The sequence below is a fragment of the Duganella sp. Dugasp78 genome, assembly GCF_059491455.1.
The window spans coordinates 5,688,894-5,712,462 of sequence record NZ_CP168506.1 but is presented as its reverse complement, the minus strand read 5'-3'; the positions used below and the strand labels follow the sequence as shown (position 1 = coordinate 5,712,462).

At 65.6% G+C, this 23,569-nt stretch carries 15 protein-coding genes and 1 pseudogene; 8 read left to right on the top strand and 8 right to left on the bottom strand.

The genetic code is table 11. The annotated features are described in order from the left end of the window. Positions 1-4: 4 nt before the first annotated feature. A complete protein-coding gene (locus tag ACEN9O_RS25285; protein ID WP_495614552.1) occupies positions 5-1,219 on the bottom strand; it encodes a cytochrome-c peroxidase in 1,215 nt (404 codons plus the stop codon). A gap of 162 nt (positions 1,220-1,381) precedes the next feature. Between ACEN9O_RS25285 and ACEN9O_RS25280 the strand changes: the two genes are divergently transcribed. The 3 genes from ACEN9O_RS25280 (at position 1,382) to ACEN9O_RS25270 (ending at position 5,520) form a co-directional block, all read left to right on the top strand. Beyond that, the gene (locus tag ACEN9O_RS25280) at positions 1,382-3,598 is read left to right on the top strand and encodes a TonB-dependent receptor (protein WP_495614551.1); all 2,217 of its coding nucleotides are present in this window, start codon (positions 1,382-1,384) and stop codon (positions 3,596-3,598) included. Further along, entirely contained in the window at positions 3,585-4,682 is a 1,098-nt protein-coding gene (locus ACEN9O_RS25275; RefSeq protein ID WP_495614550.1) for a metallophosphoesterase family protein, read from the top strand. The genes ACEN9O_RS25280 and ACEN9O_RS25275 overlap by 14 nt, the downstream gene beginning before the upstream one ends. 82 nt (positions 4,683-4,764) lie before the next feature. Further along, positions 4,765-5,520, top strand: a complete 756-nt coding sequence (locus ACEN9O_RS25270; protein WP_495614549.1) for a substrate-binding periplasmic protein — start codon at positions 4,765-4,767, stop codon at positions 5,518-5,520. Here the strand turns inward: ACEN9O_RS25270 and ACEN9O_RS25265 are convergent. Together ACEN9O_RS25265 and ACEN9O_RS25260 are read right to left on the bottom strand one after the other, a co-directional pair. Continuing rightward, on the bottom strand, positions 5,504-7,726 hold the full coding sequence (locus tag ACEN9O_RS25265; protein ID WP_495614548.1) for an ATP-binding protein: 2,223 nt from the start codon (positions 7,724-7,726) through the stop codon (positions 5,504-5,506). The two genes, ACEN9O_RS25270 and ACEN9O_RS25265, sit on opposite strands and share 17 nt — an antisense overlap. Before the next feature lie 9 nt (positions 7,727-7,735). Further along, entirely contained in the window at positions 7,736-8,887 is a 1,152-nt protein-coding gene (locus ACEN9O_RS25260; RefSeq protein ID WP_495614547.1) for a pyridoxal phosphate-dependent aminotransferase, read from the bottom strand. 134 nt (positions 8,888-9,021) lie between these two features. Here ACEN9O_RS25260 and ACEN9O_RS25255 point away from each other — a divergent pair, with 134 nt between their 5' ends. Further along, on the top strand, positions 9,022-10,176 hold the full coding sequence (locus ACEN9O_RS25255) for a branched-chain amino acid ABC transporter substrate-binding protein (RefSeq protein WP_495614546.1): 1,155 nt from the start codon (positions 9,022-9,024) through the stop codon (positions 10,174-10,176). A gap of 97 nt (positions 10,177-10,273) precedes the next feature. Here the strand turns inward: ACEN9O_RS25255 and ACEN9O_RS25250 are convergent, their stop codons facing one another. Then, complete coding sequence (locus tag ACEN9O_RS25250) at positions 10,274-12,472, bottom strand: TonB-dependent receptor domain-containing protein (RefSeq protein WP_495614545.1); 2,199 nt, start codon at positions 12,470-12,472, stop codon at positions 10,274-10,276. Between the two features lie 165 nt (positions 12,473-12,637). Here ACEN9O_RS25250 and ACEN9O_RS25245 point away from each other — a divergent pair, with 165 nt between their 5' ends. From ACEN9O_RS25245 to ACEN9O_RS25235, 3 genes are all read left to right on the top strand, one after another. Then, complete coding sequence (locus ACEN9O_RS25245) at positions 12,638-13,027, top strand: OsmC family protein (protein ID WP_495614544.1); 390 nt, start codon at positions 12,638-12,640, stop codon at positions 13,025-13,027. 153 nt (positions 13,028-13,180) lie between these two features. After that, positions 13,181-14,263: a choice-of-anchor J domain-containing protein gene (locus ACEN9O_RS25240; protein WP_495614543.1), complete on the top strand. Its 1,083-nt coding sequence runs from the start codon at positions 13,181-13,183 to the stop codon at positions 14,261-14,263. Continuing rightward, entirely contained in the window at positions 14,260-15,672 is a 1,413-nt protein-coding gene (locus ACEN9O_RS25235; protein ID WP_495614542.1) for a PA domain-containing protein, read from the top strand. The genes ACEN9O_RS25240 and ACEN9O_RS25235 overlap by 4 nt, the downstream gene beginning before the upstream one ends. Here ACEN9O_RS25235 and ACEN9O_RS25230 read toward each other — a convergent pair. The 4 genes from ACEN9O_RS25230 to ACEN9O_RS25215 form a co-directional block, all read right to left on the bottom strand. Continuing rightward, complete coding sequence (locus ACEN9O_RS25230) at positions 15,653-17,089, bottom strand: efflux transporter outer membrane subunit (protein WP_495614541.1); 1,437 nt, start codon at positions 17,087-17,089, stop codon at positions 15,653-15,655. The genes ACEN9O_RS25235 and ACEN9O_RS25230 overlap by 20 nt on opposite strands. Next, positions 17,086-18,333, bottom strand: coding sequence for an efflux RND transporter periplasmic adaptor subunit (locus tag ACEN9O_RS25225; protein WP_495614540.1), 1,248 nt, complete (start codon positions 18,331-18,333; stop codon positions 17,086-17,088). Before ACEN9O_RS25225 ends, ACEN9O_RS25230 begins: the two co-directional genes overlap by 4 nt. A gap of 1 nt (position 18,334) precedes the next feature. After that, entirely contained in the window at positions 18,335-21,541 is a 3,207-nt protein-coding gene (locus ACEN9O_RS25220) for an efflux RND transporter permease subunit (RefSeq protein WP_495614539.1), read from the bottom strand. Between the two features lie 70 nt (positions 21,542-21,611). Continuing rightward, the gene (locus ACEN9O_RS25215; RefSeq protein WP_495614538.1) at positions 21,612-21,947 is read right to left on the bottom strand and encodes a PilZ domain-containing protein; all 336 of its coding nucleotides are present in this window, start codon (positions 21,945-21,947) and stop codon (positions 21,612-21,614) included. Between ACEN9O_RS25215 and ACEN9O_RS25210 the strand changes: the two are divergent. Further along, positions 21,838-23,565 (top strand): annotated as a pseudogene (locus ACEN9O_RS25210) (RecQ family ATP-dependent DNA helicase); the annotation flags it as partial. The gene ACEN9O_RS25215 and the pseudogene ACEN9O_RS25210 sit on opposite strands and share 110 nt — an antisense overlap. Positions 23,566-23,569 lie beyond the last annotated feature (4 nt).

Here is a 23,569-nt window from a genome sequence, read left to right as displayed (position 1 = left end):
GCGATTAAGGGGTGGTCTTGTAGCCGTCGGTCAGCGTGCCGAGGAAGGTCACGACATCGTCGATCTCGCTGGGCGACAGTGCCGGCGCCATGCCGGGCTGGCGGTTGTAAGGGACTTCGGTGGTGTTGACGTTCTTGCGGTACTCCGGCGGCAGGTCGTTAAACTTCTGCACCACGCCGTCGGCGCCGGTCGGGTACCACTCTTCCGGGTTGGTATCGCGCCGCACGTAGAAGCCCACCACGTCCTTCAGGTTGTCGAAGGCGCCGTTGTGGAAGAAGGTCTGGCGCGTGGCGACGTTGCGCAGCGTCGGCACCTTGAAGGCGCCGCACAAGTCGGTGCGCGCGACCAGGTCGGTGCGGTCAGGGCCGCACAGGCCAAGGTCGAAGTAGGCCGGGTCGGCGGTGGCCGCCAGCTTCCTGTTGCGCGGGACTCCGAGATTGTCGAAGGTGAAGTCGGTGAACAGCGGCGACGCGCCGTCGGCACCGCGCGCGCTGCTGTGGCAGGCGATGCAGTTGCCTTTGGCGGGATCGTTGAACAGCGCCAGGCCGCGCAGCTCCTGGTCGGACAGCTTGACTTTACCGGCCAGGAACTGGTCGTACTTGGAATCGAAGGGGTGGAATGACGGGTCTTCCAGCTGGAATTTCTGCAGCGCGAAGGTCATGCGGCCGAAGGCTTGTTCGGCGTCGTCCAGGATGGCGGCGCCGAACTGCGCGCGGAACTGTTCGACGTAGGGGGCCTTTTTCAGTTTGTCGATCACATCCTGCTTGCTGGCGTTGGCCATTTCGTGCGGCGCCAGGAAGGGACGCTCGGCCTGTTCCGCCAGGCTTTGCGCGCGGCCGTCGCGATCGATGCCGCCGGTCGGCGTGCCATCCTTGGCGAAGAAGAAGGCCGGATTCTGGTTCAGGTAGCGCAGCGACGGCGCGGCGCGGAAGCCCTGCACGTCGCCGTTGGCGCCGCCCAGCTGGGCGGACAGGTTGTTGGTCGGGCCGTGGGCGTGATCCGGGCTGTGGCAGGTGGCGCACGACTGCTTGCCGGAGGCGGACAAGGACTGGTCCTTGAAAATCAGCTCGCCCAGCCTGGCAGCCTGGCTCAGTCCGGCTTCGGCGACGGGCGGCGTCGGCGACGTGGCCGCTCCACCTCCACCGCCGCTGCAGGCAGCCAGGCTGGCCAGCAGCAGTGCCGCCGGGAGGAGGGCGGCGCGGGAATAATGTGTACGCATTGCGGGTTTCGGGTAAATGTAAATGACAACAATTCGCATTATCGCCGATGCGTTGGTTTTGTGCCAATGTATCGACGGCGGTTGTGGTTAATTTGTGTTCATACCCTTGTCACAATAGGTTCTTAGACTGTCCGGTTTTCACAACGCAAACTGGAAAGCCATATGAATCCGAAGCAGCACTTGATCTTGTCGACTATTTCGGCCCACGTCCTGGCCGCGCTGGCCGTGATGTCCGCCGCCGCCGCGCATGCCCAAACGGCGTCGCCGACTATCAATGATGTGCCGGTATCGAATACCGCGCTGGATTCGGAGGCGATCAAAAGCCGCGTGGTGATCACCGGCTCCAACGCGGCCAACCGCGCGCCGGTGCAGGCCTCGTTGAAGGCGACCCAGCCGCAGTCCATCATCACCGCAACCTTCATCGAGCAGGCGGTGACGCCGCTGGCGGACTTCAACGCCGTCGCGCGCATCGCGCCGAGCGTCGGCTCCGGCCTGTCGTCCAACGGCCCAGGGCTGGGCGAATCGAAGGTCACGCTGCGCGGCTTCCAGGACGGCGAGTACAACATCACCTACGACGGCATCCCGTTCGGCGACACCAACAATCCGACCCACCACTCGACCTCCTACTTCCCGGCCCGTATCATCGGCGGCATGGTGATCGAGCGCGGTCCCGGCAACGCCAGCAACCTGGGACAAGCCACCTTCGGCGGTTCGATCAACCTCTTCTCGAAGGAGCTGGCCACCGAGTTCCGCTTTTCGCCTTACGCCACCTACGGTTCATGGAACACCAAGATCCTCGGCGCGGAGATCGACTCCGGCCAGCTGGGCCAGTTCGGCGACGCGCGCATGATGTTCAACGCCTCGCGCCTGACCAGCGACGGCTACCAGACCTACAGCGGCGTCAAGGAAGACAACTACCAGTTCAAGTTCCAGAAGCCGCTGGGCAGGGACACCATGCTGACCGTGTTCTCGACCTATAACAAGATCCACAGCTACGTGCCGGACAAGGCCGGCGTCACGCTGAACCAGGTCGCGCTGTACGGCAAGAACTACTCGCTCAACAACGACAAGACCAGCCAGAACTACTTCGGCTACAACTACAACGACAAGCGCACCGACTTCGAATACGTCCGCCTGCAATCGAACCTGGACGGCGGCTGGACGATCGACAACACGCTCTACACCTACGCCTACGACAACAACACCTTCTCCGGCCAGGACGCCAGCGGCGCCACTGCCAACGGCACCAAGGCCGGCGTGGCCGGCAACAAGGACGTCCCCGGCTACAACAAGCTCAATTCCTACCGCGTCAACGGCGACATCTTCAAGCTGACCAAGCAGCTGCAGGCGGGCCTGCTGCGCACCGGCGTCTGGCTGGAGAGCTCGAACACCGAGCGCCACACCTTCGATCTGGACTGGACGCTGAACCTACCGAACCCGAAGGAGGCGAGCGCGCCGAAAGACGTCTCCTACAACCAGAACTCGTCGTGGAAGCAGTATCAACCCTTCGTCGAATTCGAATGGGCGGCGGCGCCGCAATGGACCGTGACGCCTGGCCTCAAATACGTCAACTTCAAGCGTTCGCTGGATGCGGTGGTCAATCAGGGCACGCGCATTCCGACCAGGGCCGACCAGACCTACGACACCACCTTGCCGTTCCTGACCGCGAACTACGCGGTCAACACGGAATGGTCGGCCTACGCCCAGGTGGCGCGCGGCTTCCTGGTGCCGGACCTGTCGATGTTCTACGTGAATAACCCGAACCTGAGCACACCCAAGCCGCAGACCTCCACCAACTACCAGCTGGGCACAGTGCACCAGTCGGGCAAGCTGACCTTCGATGCGGACATCTACTACATCGATTTCAACAACAAGATCGCCTCGACCGGCACCGGCAATGACCTGGTGTACTACAACCAGGGTGGTGTGATCTACAAGGGTATCGAAGGCGCGGCGACCTACTATGTCGGCAGCGGCTTCTCGCTGCATGCCAACGGTTCGGTCAACAAGGCCGAAGCCAAGGACACCGGCCTGCAGATCGCCAAGGTGCCGAAATCGACCTCCGCGTTGGGCCTGTTGTACAAGGATCATGGCCTGTATGGCTCGCTGATCGCCAAGACCAACGGCAGCCAGTACGCCAAGGACGGCGAGCCGGCCGCCTACCAGATCGGCGCCTACACGGTGACCGACTTCACGGCCGGCTACCGCTGGCGCGTGGGTGGTGTCGTCAAGATGCTCAAGGTGCAGGTCGGCGTGAACAACGTCTTCAACAAGCAGGATGCGACGTCGATCAGCGCGAGCAGCAAGGGCGCGGCGTTCGACCAGTACACCTTCGTGCCTGAACGTAGCTGGACGGTGTCGCTCAATGCCGACTTCTAAAGTGACGCACTTGCGCAGGTTCATGGCGCTGGCGCTGGTGCTGGCGCACATCCTCGCGCTGGCGGCGCCCGATCCTGTGGTGATGTCCTTCGCCACCGTCGGCGATTCGCGCGCCGATCCGGCCAGCGCCGGCACGGCGCAGGACCGGGTCTATTTGCAGAACACCCGCGCCTTGTCGCGCATCCTGCGCGAGATCCAGGCGGCCAGGCCGAAGGCGCTGTTCTTCAACGGCGACATGATCATGGGTTACACCGCCGACAAGGCCGCCATCGCCCGCCAGTATGCTTACTGGCGCGGCATGACGGCGGGCCTGATGGAGAGCGGCACCTACGTGGTGCCGGTGACCGGCAACCATGAAATGCAGTTCAAGGACAAGGACGCCGCCGGCAAGACCACCAAGATCGCCCGCCTCGAAAACGAAGATCTGTGGCGCGAGAGCATGGGCGACCTGATACTGGATACGGCGCGCTGGCAGGCCGTCACCGGCATCGCGGCCAGCGCCTTCGATGCCGGCAACGCGCCGCCGGTGGGCGGGCCGGACGGCAACCTGACCAGCCAGTCGCAGCTGACGTTCTCCTTCGACGCCGGCGGCAGCCACTTCGCCGTGATCGACACCGACCCGGTCGGCAACGACGGCCACGGCCCGGCGCACTGGCTGGCGGAGGACTTCCGCCAGGCCAGGGCGCGCGGCGCCAGGCGCTTCTTCGTGTTCGGCCACAAGCCGGCCTACACCTACTACTTCAAGCAGGGCGTGGAAGCGGACGGCATGGACATCTATCCGGACAACGCCCAAGCCTTCTGGCGGGTGATGGAGGAATACGGTGGCGCCTATTTCTGCGGCCACCAGCACATCTTCAACGCGCAGCAGCCGGCGCGCGCCGAAGGCGGCAAGGCGTGGCAGGTGATGGTGGGTTCGGGCGGCTCGCCGTTCAGCGCCAAGGCCGGAGACAGCCGCAATCCACAGGACCGGGCCTATGCCTGGGCGCTGGTGCGGGTGCATGCCAGCGGCAAGGTGCGCATCGAAGTGTATGGCTTCGATGAACACTACGGCAAAACCAAGCGGCTGAAAACCATCGAGTTCTGAGCCGACCCCCGCGTCGCCGGCAATTGGTGACGACGCGGTAACGTCGCGCTACAATGGGCCGATGCCACATGTGCCGACCAGGGTGTATATATTGAGCGCGATGCTGTCCTTGCTGTCGACGGCGTGGGGCGGCGTCGCCGCGAGCGATATTCGTACTGCGGCGCAGCAGGGCACCGAGCCCAAATTCCAGAACGCCGATGCCGGTGGGCGTGTGGTCGGCATCTGCATCGACATCATGCATGCAATCGAAAAGCTGGATACCGGCCTGAAATTCACCGGCGACCAGGCCTGGCAACCCTTGCCCCGCATTTACTCCGGCATGGACCGCGGCGTGCTGGATGCTTCCTGTGGGCTCTCGCATTCGCCCGAACGGGACCGGAAGTATTTGTTTGTCGGCCCGCCGCTGTTCTCCATCCGCTACCATCTGGTCGCCCGCAGCGACGACGCGGCGGTGATTGCCAACTGGGACGACCTGCGCAAGCTGGCACCCGATAACGTGGTGCTGGCCAACCGCGGCTTCGCCGGTGTGCTGGTGCTGGAGCAGGCCGGCGTCACCCAGGTCGATGCCGGTGCGTCCGAACCCAGGCTCAATCTGCAAAAGCTGATGGCGCACCGGGGCCGCTTCTTCTTCCATCGGATGCCGGGCCTGCAGGCGGTGCTGGATCGCTCCGGCCTGGCCGACAAGGTCAAGATCCTGCCGACCGTGATGGCCGTCAGCCCGCTGTATTTCGTCACCAGCAGAAAGTTCGATCCCGCGCTGGCCGAGCGCCTGCGCGTGGCCTTGCAGACGCTGGAAAAAAACGGTGAGCTGGAACGTATCGCTAAGGCGTGGGAGTAGCCGGCGACAGCTTGGCGATCAGCGCCAGCAGGGCTTCGACATCGACCGGCTTGACGAAATAATGATCGAAGCCCGCCTCGCTGGCCAGGTCGCGGTCTTCGCTGCGGCCGTAGCCCGTTACCGCCACCAGCGTGGCCTTGGCCGTTTGCGGCAGTGCGCGCAGGCCGCGCGCCAGGTCGTTGCCGCTGATGTCGGGCAGGCCGATATCGAGCAGGCATAGTTCAGGCGCCATGCGCTGGGCGATCTCCAGGGCTTCCAGCGCGGTATGCGCGACCAGCACTTCATGGCCGGATGCGTCGAGCAGCAGTTGCAGCGTTTGCGCGGCGTCGATGTTGTCGTCCACCACCAGCACCCGCAGCCTGCCGCCGCCTAGGGGCGCCGGCCCGGATGCCGCCGGCGCGTTCAACCCCGGCCCACCGGGCAGCGAGATGGTGAAGGTGCTGCCCTGATGCTCGCCCCGGCTATCGGCGGCAACGCTGCCGCCATGCAGTTCCACCAGCGACTTGACCAGCGCCAGTCCCAATCCCAGCCCGCCCTGCGAGCGGTCCGGATTGCGGTCGGCCTGGGCAAACAGTTCGAACACCCGGGCGCGCAGTTCCGGTGACATGCCGATGCCGGAATCGCTGACCACCAGCCGCACCACGCCCGCCTCGCCGTGCACCGACAGCTTGATGACGCCGCCGACCGGCGTGTACTTGGCGGCGTTGTTGAGCACATTGACCAGCACCTGCACCAGCCGTTTGTGGTCGCCGTTGACCTGCTGCGGCACCTCCGGCAGCGACAGTTCGAACTGCTGCTGCTTGTTGCTGAACAGCGGCTCCGCCTGTTCGACGGCGTCGGCCACGACGTCGGCCACGTTGAGCGGCACGCGCGTCAGCGTCACCAGCCCGCGGGTCACGCGCGAGACGTCGAGCAGGTCGTCGACCAGGCGCGTCATGTGGTGCACCTGGCGGACGATGATGCCGGCCGTGCGCCCGACCACCGCCTCGGTGGCGTGGCCGCTTTGCAGCAGCTGGGCGCCGGCGCTGATCGGCGCCAGCGGGTTGCGCAGCTCGTGCGCCAGCATCGCCAGGAATTCGTCCTTGCGCTGGTCGGCCAGGCGCAGCTGGTGTTCCGCGTTCAGGTGCTGCAGCTCCTTGGCCTGCAAGGCTTCGGCCATCGCGTCCAGCGCCCGCGCCAGTTCGCTGATTTCCTCGTTGCCGTAGACGATGCCGCTGCGCGCGCCCAGCGTGCCGGAGGCGATGCTGTTGGCGGTGGTGGCCAGGCGCTTGACCCGGCGCAGCACCAGCACGTCGCCGACAAACCAGGCCGCCAGCAGCGCCAGCGCCAGCGTGACGAACAGCGCCACCATGTCCAGCATCTGATCGTGGCGGGCGACGACGGTGATGTCGTCGGCCGGGATGCCGATGCTGACGGTGTAGTCGGACAGGCCGTTGCTGCCGACGCGGGCGAAGCGGTGCAGCCGCTCGATGCCGTCCGGTCCCTTCAACAGCACCGGCTTGCCCGGTTCGCCCGACATGGCGGCGCGCATCTCCGGCCACACCATCTGGCCGAACCACTGTTCGGGATTGGGCTTGCGCGAAATGATACGGCCTTCCGAATCGGCGGTCAGCAGCAGCGATCCCGGTGGCAGCTTGATGTCGGCGACGAAGCGATCGAGCTTGGTCAGGTCCAGCGCGGCAAACACCACGGCCTTGACCTGGTCGCCGTCGTCCAGCAGCGGGTAGGTGAGGTTGACGGTGTGCTTCTGGATCACGCGGCCGAACACATAGCCGCCGGCCACGAAGCGGCGCAGGTGGACGGCGCGGCGGAAGTGCGCGCGGTCGGCCAGGTTGACCGGCGCGTTCGACGGGATCGCGCTGCAGGTGACGTCGCCGTTCAGCTGGATCAGCCCCAGGTTGGCGTAGTCGGGATTCTGGCGCTGGATGTTGGCCAGCAGGCGGTTGCAATGGGCCGGGTCGCCGGTCAGGTCGGGGATGCTGGCCAGGTCGCGCAGGATCTGGCGCGCGCCCTCGATCGACTGCGCCTCGTTGGCGGCGGCCAGGTTGGTCAGGCGTTGCAGGTTTTCTTCCGCCACTTCGACCGCGTGCTCGCGTTCACGCACGCCGCTGACCAGAGTCATCACCGCAATCGGCGCGATCGCTAGCGCCACCAGCAGGATCAGGCGGCTGCGCAGGCTGTTGAGTTGAAAGAGAAGAAAGGCCATGCTGGGTGCTTACCGGGCCCGATAACGTGCGTTGCCGTAGCGGATGATCGCCTGGATACCGCGCCGCAGCGTGGCGATGTCGTCCGAAATATAACCGATGCGGATGTATCCTGGCGCACCCAAGGCTTCGCCCGGCATCACCGCCACCGCATACTCGTTCAGCAACTGCTCGGCGAATTGCCGGGTGTCCGTGGTCAGTGCCGAGACGTCGCCCCACAGATACGGGCCGGAAGCGGGGCGTTGCATGCGCAGCCAGGGCAGGGCGCCTACCAGGTCCAGCACCAGGTCGCGGCGCTGGCGGTAGTCGCACAGCATCGTCGTCGGTTCGCCGGATTCGAAGGCGGCGGCCAGCGCCAGCTGCATCAGCATGGGCGCGGCGGCGGTGATCGGTCCTTGCAGCGTCTCCATCGCGCTGACGATATGGGCCGGCGCCACCGCGAAACCGGCGCGCCAGCCCATCATCGCGTAACTCTGCGAGGCGGAATAAATGCTGACGATGCCGATGTCCTGCCAGTCCGGCCGCGCGGCCAGGCTGGTATGCACGCCTTCGAAGATCAGCTTTTCGTAGCTCTCGTCGACGATGGCGCCGGTGCCGCTGCGTTGGAGCCAGCCGGCGATGCGGTCGATTTCCTCGGCCCGCAGCACGCCGCCGGTGGGATTGTGCGGATTGTTGATGATGAGGATCTTGGCCGGCGGCAGACTGTCGAGGAATTCGGCGGTGATGGTGGCCGGCATGTCGACCAGCACCGGCTCCAGCCCCAGCAACTTGCAGGTGGCGACGTAGGCCGGCCAGTAGGGCTTGAGGATGATGACGGCGTCGCCCGGATCGGCCATTACGTACAGCGCCTGGTACAAGGCCTGCTTGGCGCCGTTGGTGACGATGATCTGGCTGGCGTCGGCGGCGATGCCGTTTTCCCTGGCGACCTTGGCGGCCAGCCGGGCGCGGATACCGGCGTCGCCGCCCACCGCGGTGTAGGCCAGGGACGGCTGCTTCAAGCCCTCCAGCACCGATTGCAGCACGCTGTCCGGCGCCTGGAAATGGGAAATCGCAATGGAAAAGTCGATCACATCCTCGCCGCGTGCCTTCATGACGTCAACGCGGCCGTGCATTGCGGTGGTCGCCAGCGGCTTGGAGCGGGCGATGCGTTGTGAAGTTTCCATGCAAAGTGTCTTTACGGCAAATGTTTCGATTTATTATTCTACTTCAGATAGAGAAGTCAGCACGCACGGCTGCATGGATATTTGCCTGATGGTATCCTTGATTAGTTAACCAATGAGGATGACTCAAAAATCTTATGCGACTGACAATAAAAACAACTGGCCAGGCGCTTGCGCTGGCTCTGCTTGCCACCGGCGCCGCGCAGGCGGAAGAGATCATCAGGATCGGCCATGTGGCGGCAACTTCGGGCGCCATCGCCCACCTGGGCAAGGACAATGAAAACGGTGCCCGCATGGCGGTCGACGAGCTCAACGCCAAGGGCGTGGTCATCGGCGGCAAGAAGTACAAGATCGTGTTGCAGGCGGAGGACGACGCCGCCGATCCCAAGCAGGGCACCACCGCCGCGCAAAAGCTGGTGGACGCCAGGGTCAACGGCGTGATCGGGCATGAGACCTCGGGCACGACGATCCCGGCCTCGCGCATCTACCACGACGCCGGCATACCGCAGATCTCGCCGTCGGCCACCAACCCGCTGTACACGCGCCAGCACTACGAGACCGCCTTCCGCAACATCGCCAACGACGAGCAGCTGGGGGCGGCGCTGGCGCGCTACGCGATGCAGAACGTCAAGGCCAAGCGCATCGCCGTCATCGACGACCGCACCGCCTACGGCAAGGGCCTGGTCGACGAATTCGTCAAGAACGTCAAGCGCTCCGGCGCCGCGACCGGCACCACGGTGGTGTCGACCCAGTTCACCACCGACAAGGCCACCGACTTCAACGCCATCCTCACCGCCATCAAGGCGACCAAGCCGGACATGGTGTTCTTCGGCGGCATGGACGCCGTGGCCGGCCCGATGCTGCGCCAGATGAAGGCGCTGGCGATGCCGCTCAAGTTCATGGGCGGCGACGGCATGTGTTCGGATGGGGTGCCGCGCCTGGCGGGCGACGCCATGAGTGACGGCCAGGTGATCTGCGCCGAGGCGGGCGGGGTCGAGCCCTCGCAGGAAAAAGGCATGGCCGATTTCCGCGTGGCGTACAAGAAGAAATTCGGCATCGACGTGCAGACCTACTCGCCGTACACCTATGACGCGCTGATGACGATGGTCGAGGCGATGCAGAAGGCCGGCTCGCCGGAGCCGGCCAAGTACCTGCCGGTGCTGGCCAAGATCACGCACAAGGGCGTGACCGGCAACATCACCTTCGACGCGCGCGGCGACGTGCAGGACGGCGTGCTGACGATCTTCACCTTCCGCAACGCCAAGCGCGAAAAGCTGGCGGTGGTGAAATAAACACGGGGGTCAAGTCTGACATTCGGACACGGCCTCTGCTGTAGCGGTCGCTACAGCAGAGGCCGTGTCCGAATGTCAGACTTGACCCCCAATGGATTCAGCCTTGCGGCGGGCCGAAGCGCGGCTCGTTGTGCGAGTCGGCCGCCGTCGCGGGGCCGCCCAGGCGGTAGGACAGGCCCAGGTAGAACACCCGGCCGTCGAAGCGGCGGGTGCTGGTCTCGCGCAGCGTGGCGCTGTTGATGATGGTCTCCATCTTGTTGGTGCTGAACAGGTCGGTGACTGTGCCCACCAGGCTCAGACGCGGCGTCACGGCCTGGCGCACGCTCAGGTTGAAGGTGTTGTTCGGCGAGCGGTAACCCTGGCCGGACAGTGTCTTGCCCTGCATCTGCAGCGCCATCTGCACTTGCGTGGCGACGCTGACCGCGTAGTTCAGGCGCACGCGGCCGCTCAGCGAGTTGGCGCTGCGGGTGACCAGGGCGCCGCTGTCGTCCTGCGTGGTCTGCTGGATGCGCGCCAGGTTGCCGCTGGAGTTCAGCGTCAGCGACGGCGTCAGCTTGCCGCTGACCGTGAATTCCAGGCCGCTCGCATGGCTGCCTTCGCCGTTCTGGCGGGTGGTCAGCAGCACGTTGTTGGCGATGAAGGTGCGGTAGTCAACGATGGCGTCGGTGTCCTTGCGGTAGTAGCCTCGTAGATTGCTCTCCAGCGCGCCGAACTTGGTTTCGTAACCCACTTCGAAGGAGTCGGTCTTGGTCGGCTTGAGCATCGGATTGCCGGACGAGACGTTGAACTCGTCGCGATACATCACGTAGGGATTGAGGTCGTTGGCGCTCGGACGGCGGATGCGGCGCGCGTAGGCGAAGCGCATATTGGCCGTCTCGCTTGCCTTGTAGGTGGCGAACAAGCTTGGGATCAGATTGGTGTAGCTGTTCCTGGCCTCGACTCCGCTGGTGATCTGGTGGATATCCATGTCGGTGTATTCGGTGCGCAGGCCGGCCAGCGCGCCCCAGTTCTCGTTCAGCTTGAGCTGGTAGGAGCCGTACAGCGCCACCACGGTTTCCTCCAGGTCGAAGCGGTTGCTGCGCGCCGGGTTGACCACGGCCACCGAGGTCAGCGGATCGATGTCGGTGTACAGCGTGTCGAAATTATTCTTGTTGGTGGCGACCTTGTAGCCGGCCTTGAGGCTGCCGCCGGCCAGCGGTCGCTCGTAGTCGCCGGTGAAGTCGACGATGTGCGTGCTGCTGTCGTTGCGCTGGTGGGCGCGGCTGTCCGGCCGGTTGCCGACGGCGTAGTCGTTGGCGTAGGCGCTGTTGCTGTCGTTCTCCGAGGCCGATACGCGCAGGTCAATCTTCAGCGTCTCGTTGGGCAGCTGGCCCTTGTGGTCGTAGCGGCCGCCCCAGCTGAAGTTTTTGGCGTCGCCGTCACGGACGGTGGTGCGCATGTAGTCGGTGGCCGGGAAGCCGGCGGTGGCGCCGTTGACGTAGTGGTCGAGGCCGCGCTGGTCGTTGCCACGGCCCATGACGTTGGCGCTGGCCGACAATGTGTCATGCTGGCCGAGGTTGTAGCTGACGATGCCGTTCATGCCGCCCATGTCGTTCAGGCCGGCGCCGGACGAGCTCTGGCTGCTGTGGACGAAGGCGCCGGTCGACGGATCGAGCCGGTCGCGGCTGACCACGGCGGTGGAGTTGCGGCCGTCATGGCGGGCGAAGACGCCGCCCTGGAAGCCCCACGGTCCGTCGTTGTAGCTGCCCGACGCGGCGCTGTTGTAGCGCCCGGCGTAACCGGCGTTGGCGTTGACGTTGGCGAAGCCGCCCGGCTTGCGGTTGCGGCGCATCACCAGGTTGAGGATGGGGCCGCCGCCGGCCTCGTTGCCGAACTGCGCGCCGGGATTGTTGATCACTTCGACGGACTCGATATCGTCGGCGTTCAAGGCCTGCAGCGTGGGGCCGCGGTTATCGCCTTGCAGCATGGCGGACGGCTTGCCGTCGACCAGGATCTGCACATTGGTGCTGCCGCGCAGCGTGACCGTGCCGTCCGGATCGACCGCCACCGACGGCACGTTGTTGAGCGCATCGGCGGCGGTGCCGTTGGTGCTGCTGATGTCGGACTTGACGTCGTACACCTGGCGGTCGATGCGGTTGGTCGGCCGCTCGCCGGACACCGTGACCGACGGCACCACCGGCGCCGCCTCCCTGGGCTTGGCCGCGGTGACCGGCTTATCGGAGGCAGGCTGGGTCTGATTCTGGGCGAGGGCGGTCAGCGGTGTGGCGAGGCAGGCGGTCAGGAATATCTTGTGCATGGTGAGTCGGGCCGACGCATCGGCGCCGTCTTGGTCATCGTTGAAGGTTCAATATTTTACATTTGATCCGTAGTAAGAATGATTGCTATATACAATACTTTACTTAAGGGAGGTGGCAGGGTGGGAGGCGCGGGATAAAATAGCGGCTTCACATAGGAGAATCACATGGCACGCGGCACCGCACATATCGGCAGGGACAGCTACCAAACCACCATCGAGGTCAGCGGCCACACGCTGGTCGGGGACGAGCCGGAACGCAACGGCGGCCGCGATGCCGGTCCGGCGCCGTACGATTTCGTGCTGGCGGGCCTGGGCGCATGCACCGCCATCACGCTGCGCATGTACGCCGACCGCAAGCAGTGGCCGCTGGACGCGGTCGATGTCGGCTTGCAGCTGACGCGCGGCAACGATGGCGCCATGATGGTCAAGCGCACGCTGACCTTCACCGGCGCGCTGGACGCCGAACAAAAAAACCGCATGGCCGAAATCGCCGAGAAGACGCCGGTGACCTTGACCCTGAAGGCCGGCATGGCGATCGCCACGACGGTCAGTTGACCATGCGAGCGTAAAGATCCCCCAACCATCCGGCCACTGCGCCGGATTTTTTTTGCCGGCGCGGGAACTGACGAGTAGCGCATCGGTCTAATCAAGGCAAGTTGAGCCGTACCTCTGGTTTCCCGATTCGAACTTCTTCTGATGGGAATAGACATGAACTTGATTAAACGTTGGGCGGGGCTGCTTGCAGTCGCCGCAGGTTGTACCGTTGCCACTTCCGCTTCCGCAACCATTGTGCAGTTGCTGGACGAAGGCTTCGACGACGTCTCCACGTTGTCCGCCAAGGGCTGGGTTATCGTGAACAACAGTTCGCCGCCGGGCAGCACGTCCTGGTTCCAGGGTAACCCGGCGGTGTTCAACTCCTACGGCGGAGCCCTCAACTCCTACATCGCGGCCAACTTCAACAACGCGACACTGGGCGGCGCCATTGACGACTGGCTGATGACGCCGGTGCTGCACCTGAGCGCAGGTGACGTGATGAACTTCCACTATCGCCTGCTCGCCAGCGATGCGGCCGGCCCCTTTGGCGGCGACGACTTCTTCGATAAGTTCGAGGTCTACCTCAGTCCCAACGGCGCCAGCACCGACGTCAGCGGATTCGGGCAGTTGCTGCACGAGTTCGGCTCGTCCTTCGACACCGGCTGGCAAGAAGCCGACCTGGGGTTGCCGGATGCCGTCGGCAGGTTGGCCTTCCGCTACGTGGGCAGCAACGAGGATTCCGGCGCCAACTACATCGGCATCGATGGGATCAGCGTGACATCGGAATTGGCGCCAGTACCCGTGCCGGTGCCAGGCACGCTGGCGTTGATCGCGCTCGGCCTGTGCGCCTTGGCCGGCGTATCGCTTACGCGCAAGCCGGCCAGCTGGCTGGCGCTGTCCGGCCTGGCAATGGCGGTAACGGCGGCGCAGGCCGCGCCCGATGACGGCGTGATGACCTTCCCGCACGTGACCGTGGTCGCGCAGCAGGTCACACCGCAGCAGGCCGCAGGGCAACAAGCAGACGGACTGAAGGCCTACAAGGACCCCGCGACCGGCAAGCTGGGCAACCCCACGCCCGAACAGGCCGCTGCGTTGGACGCCGCCATCCACGCCAGCGCAGCCGGGGTGAGGGCGCGTACCGCCCCGCCCGGGATGATCCACCCGCCGCAAGGCGGCGTCGGCATGGTGCTCGACAGCTCGCGCACCGCCTACTCGAGCACGCCCAAAGCCCGCGCCACCCAAGGAGAACAAAAATGAAGCGCACCGTGACAGCCTTCATCGCGGCAGTGGCGCTGCTGTGTTCCTCGCTGGCATGGGCGGCCGCGACCCTCACCGTCGTCAACGGCGATGCCCCCGGCGTCGGTTTCAATGACACCACGCCAACGGCCCCGGTCGGCGGCAATGCCGGCACCACGCTGGGCGCGCAGCGCCTCAACGCATTCCAGGCGGCGGCCAGCAAATGGGGCGCGACGCTGACCAGCGCGGTGCCGATTCGCATCCTCGCCACCTGGGAAGCCTTGCCGTGCGACGACGGCGGCGCGGTGCTCGGCTCGGCCGGCGCGCTCGAGATTTTCAGGGACTTCCCCGGCGCACCGGTCGCCAACGCCTGGTTCAGCAAGGCGGAAACCAATAAGCTGGTCGGCGCCGATGTCGATCCCGGCTCGCCGGACATCCGCGCCCGCTTCAACGTCAACCTGGGACAGCCGGGCTGCCTGACCGGCACGCCGTTCTATCTCGGCCTGGACGATAACCACGGCGCGGAAATCGACCTGGTGACGGTGCTGGAGCATGAATTCGCCCACGGCCTGGGCTTCCAGACCTATACCGACGAGATTACCGGCGAGCTGTACGCCGGCATCCCCAGCATCTGGGACTACTTCCTGCTGGACACCAGCACCGGCAAGCTGTGGAAGGACATGAGCAATGTCGAACGCGCCGCGTCGGCCCTCAAGTCCGGCAAGCTGGTGTGGAACGGCGCCATCGTCAAACAAACCGCGCAGACGGTGCTGCAGCAGGGCGCGCCGGTGTTGACGATGCTGGCGCCGGCCAGCGTCGCCGGCATCATCCAGGTCGGCACGGCCAGTTTCGGACCGCCGCTGGCCAGTCCCGGCGTGACCGGGGAAGTGATGCCGGTGGTCGACACGCCGCCCGATCTCGGCCTGGCCTGCGACCCGCTGTCGCAAGCGAACCGGGTCGCCGTCCGCAACAAGATCGCGCTGATCGATCGCGGCGCCTGCTTCTTCGTGGTCAAGGTCAAGAACGCGCAGGATGCCGGCGCCATCGGCGTCATCATCGTCGACAACACGGCCGGCGCGCCGCCGCCCGGACTGGGCGGCACCGATCCCAGCATCGTGATCCCGGCGGTGCGCATCACGCTGGACGATGGCAACCGGCTCAAGGCCGCACTGGCCACGCGCTCGCGCACGCATTCCGGCGTGTTTGCCAACCTGGGCGTGAACATCGCGATCCGCGCCGGCACCGACGCGGCCGGCCGCGTGCTGATGTACGCGCCCGACCCCAACCAGCCGGGTTCGTCGGTGTCGCACTACGATGTCAGCGCCTTCCCCAACCAGCTGATGGAGCCGTCCATCAACGGCGACCTGACGCACGAGGTGGCGCCGCCGCGCGACCTGACCTTCCCGTTGCTCAGGGATATCGGCTGGTAGTCCAGCCGCCGCCCAGCGCCTTGACCAGGTAGACCGAGCTGACCATCTGCTTGCCGCGGATCTGCACGGCCAGGCGCTGGTTGTTGAGCAGCGTCTGCTGGGCGGTGATGACGTCGAAATAGGTTTCAACGCCGCCCGCGTAGCGGTCGTTGGCCAGCTCCAGCACGCGCCGCGAACCGCGCACGCTGGCGTCGGACAGCGCCTGCGCGCGGCCCAGCGCGGCCAGGCCGGACATGCCGTCCTCGACTTCCTGCATCGCCACCAGCACGCTCTGGCGATAGCCGGCGACCGCGCCCGTGTAGCCGGCCTGGGCGATGGCGACGGTGGCGTCGCTCTTGCCGGCGTCGAACAGACTTTGCGTGACGGCCGCGCCGAGCGACCACAGCAGGCTAGGCGCTTGCAGCAGCTTGCTCATCTGGTTGCTGTCCCAGCCGCCGCTCGATTGCAGCGTCACGGACGGGAACCAGGCGGCGCGGGCGACGCCGATGTTGGCGTTGGCGGCCGCCACCGCGCGCTCGGCGGAGGCCACGTCCGGCCGCCGTTGCAGCAAGTCCGATGGCTGGCCGGCCGGCAACGACGGCGGCGTCAAGGCCACCACGGCGGGCGCCAGCCGGAAGGAGGGTGCCGGCGTGCCGGTCAGCGTGGCGATGGCGTGTTCGTATTGCGAGCGCTGGCTTTGCAGCAGTTCCAGCTGGGTCTTGCTGGCATCCAGCAGCGACTGCTGTTGCGCCAGATCGAGGCCGGTGGCCGCGCCCAGCTCGTGCCGGGCCTGGATGAAATCGTAGGCCTTCTGCTGCAACACGATGCCTTGCCTGAGCACGTCGATTTCCGCATCCAGCTCGCGCAGGTTGAAATAGTCGGCGGCCAGTTCGGCGCACAGCACCAGACGCATGTTCTCGACATCGGCGGCTGCTTGCTGGGCCGTGGCGCGCGCACCCTGCACACTGCTGCGCACGCGGCCGAACAGATCGGCCTCGTAACTGACGGCATAGCCCAGCTGGAAATTATTCTGCACCACCGATTGATTGCTCGCGTTGGAGGCCGCCAGCGGACGGTTGGCCGAGGTCTTCTGCCGCGCCGCGCCGGCTTGCAGGCCGGCCTGCGGGAACAGCCCGGCCGAGCTGACCGTCACCTGGGAGCGTGCCTGTTCCAGCCTCGCGGCGGCGCCGGCCAGGCTTTGGTTGTGTGCCAGCGTTTGCTGTGCCAGCTGGTTCAACTGCGCATCGCCGAACACTTCCCACCAGTTGCCCTTCAAGCCGTCGTCATTGGGCACGCCGGCGCGGAAGGGCGCGGCGGATTGCCACATCGCCGGCAGATCGATGGCGGGCCTTTCGTAGACCGGCGCACCGGCGCAGCCGGCCAATAGCAGCGCTGCAGCCATCGCGCCGTGCGCTCCCGGTATGCGGCGCATGCTCATTGCGCCGCTTTCCCTGGCGCGCCCGCGCCAGCTTCGGCCTTGGCCTGCTTGACCGACACCACATCGCCATCGGCCAGCGAATCCGCAGGATTGACCACCAGCCGCTCGGCCGTGGTCAGCCCGCTCAGCACTTCCATCCTGTTACCCAGGTCATGCCCCAGCGTGACCGCCTGCAGCCTGACCTTGCCGTCGCCGCCCACCACCGCCACACGCGGCCCCTCCGGCCGGAACAGTAGTACGTTGGACGGCACCAGCAGCGCGTTGGAACTGCCGCTGAGCGGCAGGGCCACCTGCACATAGGACCCGGCCAGCAGCGCATTGTCCTTGTTCGGCAGGTTGATCTCGATCTGCATGGTGCGCGTGGCCGCGTCGATGGCGCCCGCCGTGCGCACCACCGTGCCGCTGAACTTCTGGCCCGTCAGCTCGGCCTGCGTTATGGTGACGCGGTCGCCGATCTTGATGCGCTGGGCGTAGGTCTGCGGCACATACACGTACACACGCAGCGGGTCCACCTGCGCCAGCCGGAACAGCGCGCGATCGGCGCCGCCATTGCCGCCGTTGATCAGGTCGCCGACGTCCACGGTGCGGCTGGTGATCACGCCGGAAAACGGCGCGACCACGCGCTTGAACTCCTCGGTTTTTTGCAGGCGCCGCACATTGGCGTCGGCCGCCGCCAGGTTGGCCTGTGCCTGCGTGAAGGCGCTGTTGCGTTCATTGAGTTCCTGCTGCGTGACGGCGTCCTTCTTGCGCAAGGCCTCCCAGCGCTCGGCCGAGCTTTTCGCCAGCTCCAGGCTGGCCGCCGCCTGCTGGCGCGCCGCCACGGCTTGCGACAGCTGCTGGTCCACTTCCGGCGTATCGATCTCCGCCAGCACATCGCCCTTGTTCACGCGCGCACCGATGTCTTTGGTCCAGCGCAGCACATAGCCGCTGCTGCGCGCGTAGATCGGCGATTCGATGCTGCCTTGCAGTGTGCCGGGCAGGGACAGCGGCTCGCCGCCCGGCGCCGCCTTGGCGCTCGTGACCAGCACATACTGCTGGTTCAATTCGGCGGTGGCTGCGGCGAGCGCGTTCGCATGCACGGCGCGCTGCGCCAGCGTGGCCGCGCCGCCCGCCAGCAGCAGGACGATGGCGATCAGGCCAGCCAGCTTGGCGCGCCGGAGAATGGGCCCGCGATGCGGATGGTGGTGCGCGCCATCATCCGGCGTGTGATGGATGCCAAGTGTGGCATGGCGATTTTCGGACATGTCAGGTATTCCCTTCTGCGACGGCAGGCGTGGACGGAAGCCGGCGCGCGGCGCGGTGTTCCAGATAGCGGTGGATGCCCGCAAACACGATCGGTACAAACAGCAAAGTGGAGACGGTGGCGAACAGCAGGCCGCCGATGACGGCGCGGCCCAGCGGCGCGTTCTGCTCCGCGCCTTCGCCCATGCCGATCGCCATCGGCACCATGCCGATGATCATGGCCAGGGCGGTCATCAGCACCGGCCGGATACGCGTGGCGCCGGCCTCCAGCGCGGCCGACAGCGGCGGCAGGCCGTCGTTGAGCCGCTGCCGCGCGAACGACACCATCAGGATCGAGTTCGCGGTGGCCACGCCCATGGTCATGATGGCGCCGGTCAGCGCCGGCACGCTGAGCGTGGTCCCGGTCAGGAACAGCATCCACACGATGCCCGCCAGCGCCGCCGGCAGCGCGGTGATGATGATGAACGGGTCCACCCAGGACTGGAAGTTCACCACGATCAGCAGGTACACCAGCACGATCGCCATCAGCAGCCCGACGCCCAGGCCGACGAAGGACGAGTGCATGGTCTGGACCTGGCCGCGCACTTCGATCTTGCTGCCGCGCGGCAGTCTGCTGCTCATCTGGTCGACCAGCTTCTGGATGTCGGCCGAGGTGGCGCCCAGGTCGCGGCCTTCGACGCTGACGAAGATATCGATCACCGGCGTCAGGTTGTAATGCGAGACGATGGCCGTCTGCGCCGATGGCGATACGGTCACGAGGCTGCTCAATTGCTGGGTTGCGCTGGTGCCGTCGCCCACGGCGCCAGGCGTGCCGGCGCCGCGTACCGGCGTGCGCAGCAGCGCGTCGAGATCGTCGATGCGGTACTGCGGCGTTTGCACCGCCACGTTGTACACCACGCCATTGCTGGGATTGAGCCAGAACGCCGGCTGCGTCACGGAGCTGCCGGACAGCGTCACCAGCAGGTTCTGCGCCACGTCGATGGGATTGAGGCCCAGTTGCTTCATGCGGCTGCGGTCCACGGTCAGGCCCAGCGTCGGCAAGTCCATGCGCTGCTGGATGTGGACGTCGACCGCGCCGTGCACCTGCTTGACCTGCTTCATCAGCTGCGCGGCGAGGTTGTAGTTGCTGGCCAAATCCTTGCCGGCGATCTGGATGTCGACCGCCGCCGGCTGGCCGAAGTTGAGGATCTGCGTGACGATATCGGCCGGCTGGAAGAAGAACTCCACGCCAGGGAAGCGCTGTGGCAGCTCGCGCCGCAGCTGGTCGACGTAAAGCCTGGACGGCCGGTGGTCCTCGTGCAGCGACAGCAGGATCTCCGCATCCAGTGTGCCGATGGTGCCGGCGTTGCTGTACGAGAGATTGATACTGCTGTACGGCGTGCCGAGGTTGTCGAGGATGGTTTGCAGCTGGTCCTTCGGAATCAGCTCGCGGATGGCTTTCTCCACTTCGTCGGCGACGCGCGCGGTCTCCTCGATGCGGGTGCCGGTCGGCATGCGCATGTGCAGGCGGATCTGGCCCGAATCCACACTGGGGAAGAAGTCGCGGCCGATGGCGAACACCAGTCCGAGCGACAGCACGCAGAACAGCAGGAAGGCGCCGCCGAAGCGCTTGCGGTGCGTCAGCAGCGTGGAGAGGATGATGATGTAGCCGCCGCGGAAGCGCTCGAATGCGGCGTCGAAGCGCAGGTAGACCCGCTGCAGCAGGTTCGGCCTGGCCTGCGCCGCAGCGGGTGCGTGGTCCATCATCATCATGACCATGGTCGGCACCAGCGTGCGGGAGAGGATGTAGGAGGCGATCATCGCAAACACCACCGCCTCGGCCAGCGGTACGAACAGGTAGCGCGCCACGCCGGTCAGGAAGAACATCGGCACGAACACGATGCAGATGCACAGCGTGGACACCAGCGCCGGCACGGCGATCTCGCCCGCGCCTTCCATGATGGCCTGGTGCAGGTCCGAGCCCTGGTGCAGGTGGCGCTCGATGTTCTCGATGGTGACGGTGGCGTCGTCCACCAGGATGCCGACCGCCAGCGCCAGGCCGCCCAGCGTCATGATGTTGATGGTCTCGCCCAGCATGTACAGCACCAGGATGGACGACAGGATGGACAGCGGGATCGACACGGCGATGATGCAGGTGCTGCGCCAGTTCCCGAGGAACAGCAGGATCATGGCGGCGGTCAGCGCGGCGGCGATGATGGCCTCGCGCACCACGCCGCTGATCGCGGCCTTGACGAACAGCGACTGGTCGAACAGCGGCGTGATCTTCAGCTCCGCCGGCAGCGACTGCATCGCCTTCGGCAGCAGGGCCTTGAGGGTGTTGACGATGTCCAGCGTCGACGAGCCGCCGTTCTTCAGCACCGACAGCAGCACGCCGCGCTCGCCGTTCTGGCGCACGATGTTGGTTTGCGGCGAGAAGCCGTCACGCACCCGCGCCACTTCGGACAGGTAGGTGATGCTGCCGTTCTTGCTCAGCACCGGCAGCTGGTTCAGGCCGGCGATGGTGTCGGGCGAGGCGTTCAGGCTGACGTTGAATTCGGTGCCGCCTATCTTGGCGGTACCGGACGGCAGGATCAGGTTCTGGGCGCTGACGGCGGTCACCACGTCGGTCGGCGTCAAGCCCTTGGCCTGCAGCGCCCTGGTGTCCAGGTCCACCGACACCAGGCGCGATTTGCCGCCGTAAGGGTAGGGCACGGCCGCGCCGGGAATGGTGACCAGCTGCGGCCGCAGGAAGTTGACGGCGGTGTCGAACATCGCCTGCTCGGTCATCGACGGGCTGGAAAGGCCCAGCTGGATGACCGGGATGCTGGAGGCGGAATACTTGATGATCAGCGGCGGCTGCATCCCCGGCGGCAGCTGGCGCAATTGCGCCTGCGAGATCGCCACCACCTGCGCGATCGCGGTCTGGATGTTGGCTTCCGGCTGGAAGAAGATTTTGATGACCGACGATCCGGCCAGCGATTGCGACTCGATATGCTCGATGTCGTTGACCGTGGTGGTCAGGCTGCGCTCAGTCGAGTTGGCGACGCGCTGTCCCATCTCCTGCGCCGACAGGCCGCCGTACTGCCAGATGACGCTGACGACCGGGATATTAATTTCGGGGAAAATGTCGGTCGCCATCTTGGTCAGGACCAGTGGCGTAGACAAGAGAATCAGCAGCGCCATCACAATGAAGGTGTAAGGGCGCCGCAAGGCGATTTGAACGATCCACATCCTGGGCTTTTTCCGCGAGATGACACAAGCGGAAAATCATAGCACGGCGGGCGGGAGCTGACTTAAACCATCAGGCTTCGGGCGCGCTGGTGAGGTATTCGAATATCAGCTCGGCCGCCTGGTCGGGGATGGCCAGGAAGCGCGCGCCGTTGCGATAGCGGCCGTGGGTGCCGATCAGGGCGCTGTGCAGCACGGTCAGCGTGACTTTGTTTTGTATGGAACTGCCGGGGAAGCAGAAGGTCAGTACATAGTTGGTGTCGGTCGGCAGCGGGTGGTCGCTGAGGAAGGCTACGCCCATGCGGGAAATGTCGATGATTTGCGTCACCGCGCAGTTTTGGCCATCCACGTCGCAGATGTGGGCGTCCACCTGTAGCAAGCGTCGTACATGTTCTCGTCTCGGGTCCATCTATTCTTGCCAGCGAAAAAACATAAGTATGACAGATTTGGACGCCCGCCGGGACCTTGCGCCTGGCCTGAATGCGTCAGCCGGTTGCGGGCGGGGGTGCGCTGCCGTACATACCGCCGGCAGGCCGCTGGCTAATCTGTCCGCACCGCGGTGCATCCCGCTGAAGGAGAGTGATATGGCAAGCCCGCAAGGCAGGCAAAGAAAGCAGATCGACGACGTGCTGCGCAAGGTATTCGGTATGGAGGCGCTGCGCGACGGCCAGCGGCGCGTCATCGAGAGCGTGCTGGCGGGACGCGACACGCTGGCCGTCATGCCGACCGGCAGCGGCAAATCGTTGTGCTACCAGCTGCCGGCCCGCCTGCTCGACGGCGCCACGGTGGTGGTGTCGCCGTTGATATCGTTGATGAAGGACCAGGCCGAAAAGCTGGAGGAGGGCGGCATCGCCAGCGCGGCGCAGATCAACAGCAGCCTGTCGCGCGGCGACGAACTGGCCGCGCTGGACGCGATCAAGCGCGCGGAAAAGGAAGTGATCCTTTGTACGCCGGAACGGTTGGCGACGCCGGATTTCCTGGCGCTGCTCAAGCGCAGCAGCGTCTCGCTGGTGGTGATCGACGAGGCGCACTGTATTTCGCACTGGGGCCACGATTTCCGTCCGGCTTACCTGGAGATCGGCGCGGCGCTCGATGCGTTGGGCAATCCGCAAGTGCTGGCGCTGACCGCCACCGCGACCGATGAAGTGATCGCCGATATCCGCCAACAGCTGGGCCGTCCGCGCATGGAAGTCGTCAACACCGGCATTTTCCGCCCTAACCTGCATTACCGCGTGCGCCAGGTGACCAATCCGGAAGAGCAGTACGGGACGGCGTTGCAGCTGGCGCGCGACAGCGCCGGCGTCGGCATCATCTATGCGGCCACCGTCAAGGCGGCCGAGGAGATGCATGAGCTGCTGCGGCAGGCCGGCGAGCGCGTCACGATCTACCACGGCAAGCTTCGCGCCGCCGAACGCGTGGAAAACCAGAACCTGTTCATGAGCGGCGAGCGCCGCGTGATGGTGGCGACCAACGCCTTCGGCATGGGCATCGACAAACCCGACACCCGTTTCGTCATCCATTTGCAGGTGCCGGCCAAGCTGGAGGCCTATTACCAGGAATCCGGCCGCGCGGGCCGCGACGGGCTCGACGCCGAATGCACGCTGCTGTACTACCACGCGGACAAGCGCCTGCAGCAGTACTTCCTGAGCAAGCACTATCCGTCGGCCGATGAGCTGAAGGCCGTCTACGAGGCGGCCGTGGCGCTGGGCCAGGCGTCGTTCACGGAGGCGGAACTGAGGCCGCTGCTGGAGCAAACGCCCGCCGGGCAACTGAAGATCTGCCTGAAAATGCTCAAGGACGGCAAGCTGTTGAAGCGCAACCGCAAACTGGCCTATGTGCTGACGGGCGGCCGGCCGAAGGCTGCGGAATTCGAGAGGATGGCGCAGGTCTACGTCGACAAGAACGAGCGTGACCGCCAGGGCCTGGAGCAGATGGTGTCGTACGCCCAAAGCGGTTATTGCCGCTGGAAGCTGCTGCTCGATTACTTCGGCGACCGGCCGCCGGACTTCGAGCGCTGCTGGCGGTGCGACA

Bases quoted from the DNA above. Each gene is read 5' to 3' on its own strand.
- ACEN9O_RS25285 (WP_495614552.1), bottom strand. From the start codon at position 1,219: ATGCGTACACATTATTCCCGCGCCGCCCTCCTCCCGGCGGCACTGCTG.
- ACEN9O_RS25280 (WP_495614551.1), top strand. From the start codon at position 1,382: ATGAATCCGAAGCAGCACTTGATCTTGTCGACTATTTCGGCCCACGTC.
- ACEN9O_RS25275 (WP_495614550.1), top strand. From the start codon at position 3,585: ATGCCGACTTCTAAAGTGACGCACTTGCGCAGGTTCATGGCGCTGGCG.
- ACEN9O_RS25250 (WP_495614545.1), bottom strand. From the start codon at position 12,472: ATGCACAAGATATTCCTGACCGCCTGCCTCGCCACACCGCTGACCGCC.
- ACEN9O_RS25255 (WP_495614546.1), top strand. From the start codon at position 9,022: ATGCGACTGACAATAAAAACAACTGGCCAGGCGCTTGCGCTGGCTCTG.
- ACEN9O_RS25260 (WP_495614547.1), bottom strand. From the start codon at position 8,887: ATGGAAACTTCACAACGCATCGCCCGCTCCAAGCCGCTGGCGACCACC.
- ACEN9O_RS25265 (WP_495614548.1), bottom strand. From the start codon at position 7,726: ATGGCCTTTCTTCTCTTTCAACTCAACAGCCTGCGCAGCCGCCTGATC.
- ACEN9O_RS25245 (WP_495614544.1), top strand. From the start codon at position 12,638: ATGGCACGCGGCACCGCACATATCGGCAGGGACAGCTACCAAACCACC.
- ACEN9O_RS25240 (WP_495614543.1), top strand. From the start codon at position 13,181: ATGAACTTGATTAAACGTTGGGCGGGGCTGCTTGCAGTCGCCGCAGGT.
- ACEN9O_RS25225 (WP_495614540.1), bottom strand. From the start codon at position 18,333: ATGTCCGAAAATCGCCATGCCACACTTGGCATCCATCACACGCCGGAT.
- ACEN9O_RS25220 (WP_495614539.1), bottom strand. From the start codon at position 21,541: ATGTGGATCGTTCAAATCGCCTTGCGGCGCCCTTACACCTTCATTGTG.
- ACEN9O_RS25230 (WP_495614541.1), bottom strand. From the start codon at position 17,089: ATGAGCATGCGCCGCATACCGGGAGCGCACGGCGCGATGGCTGCAGCG.
- ACEN9O_RS25215 (WP_495614538.1), bottom strand. From the start codon at position 21,947: ATGGACCCGAGACGAGAACATGTACGACGCTTGCTACAGGTGGACGCC.
- ACEN9O_RS25235 (WP_495614542.1), top strand. From the start codon at position 14,260: ATGAAGCGCACCGTGACAGCCTTCATCGCGGCAGTGGCGCTGCTGTGT.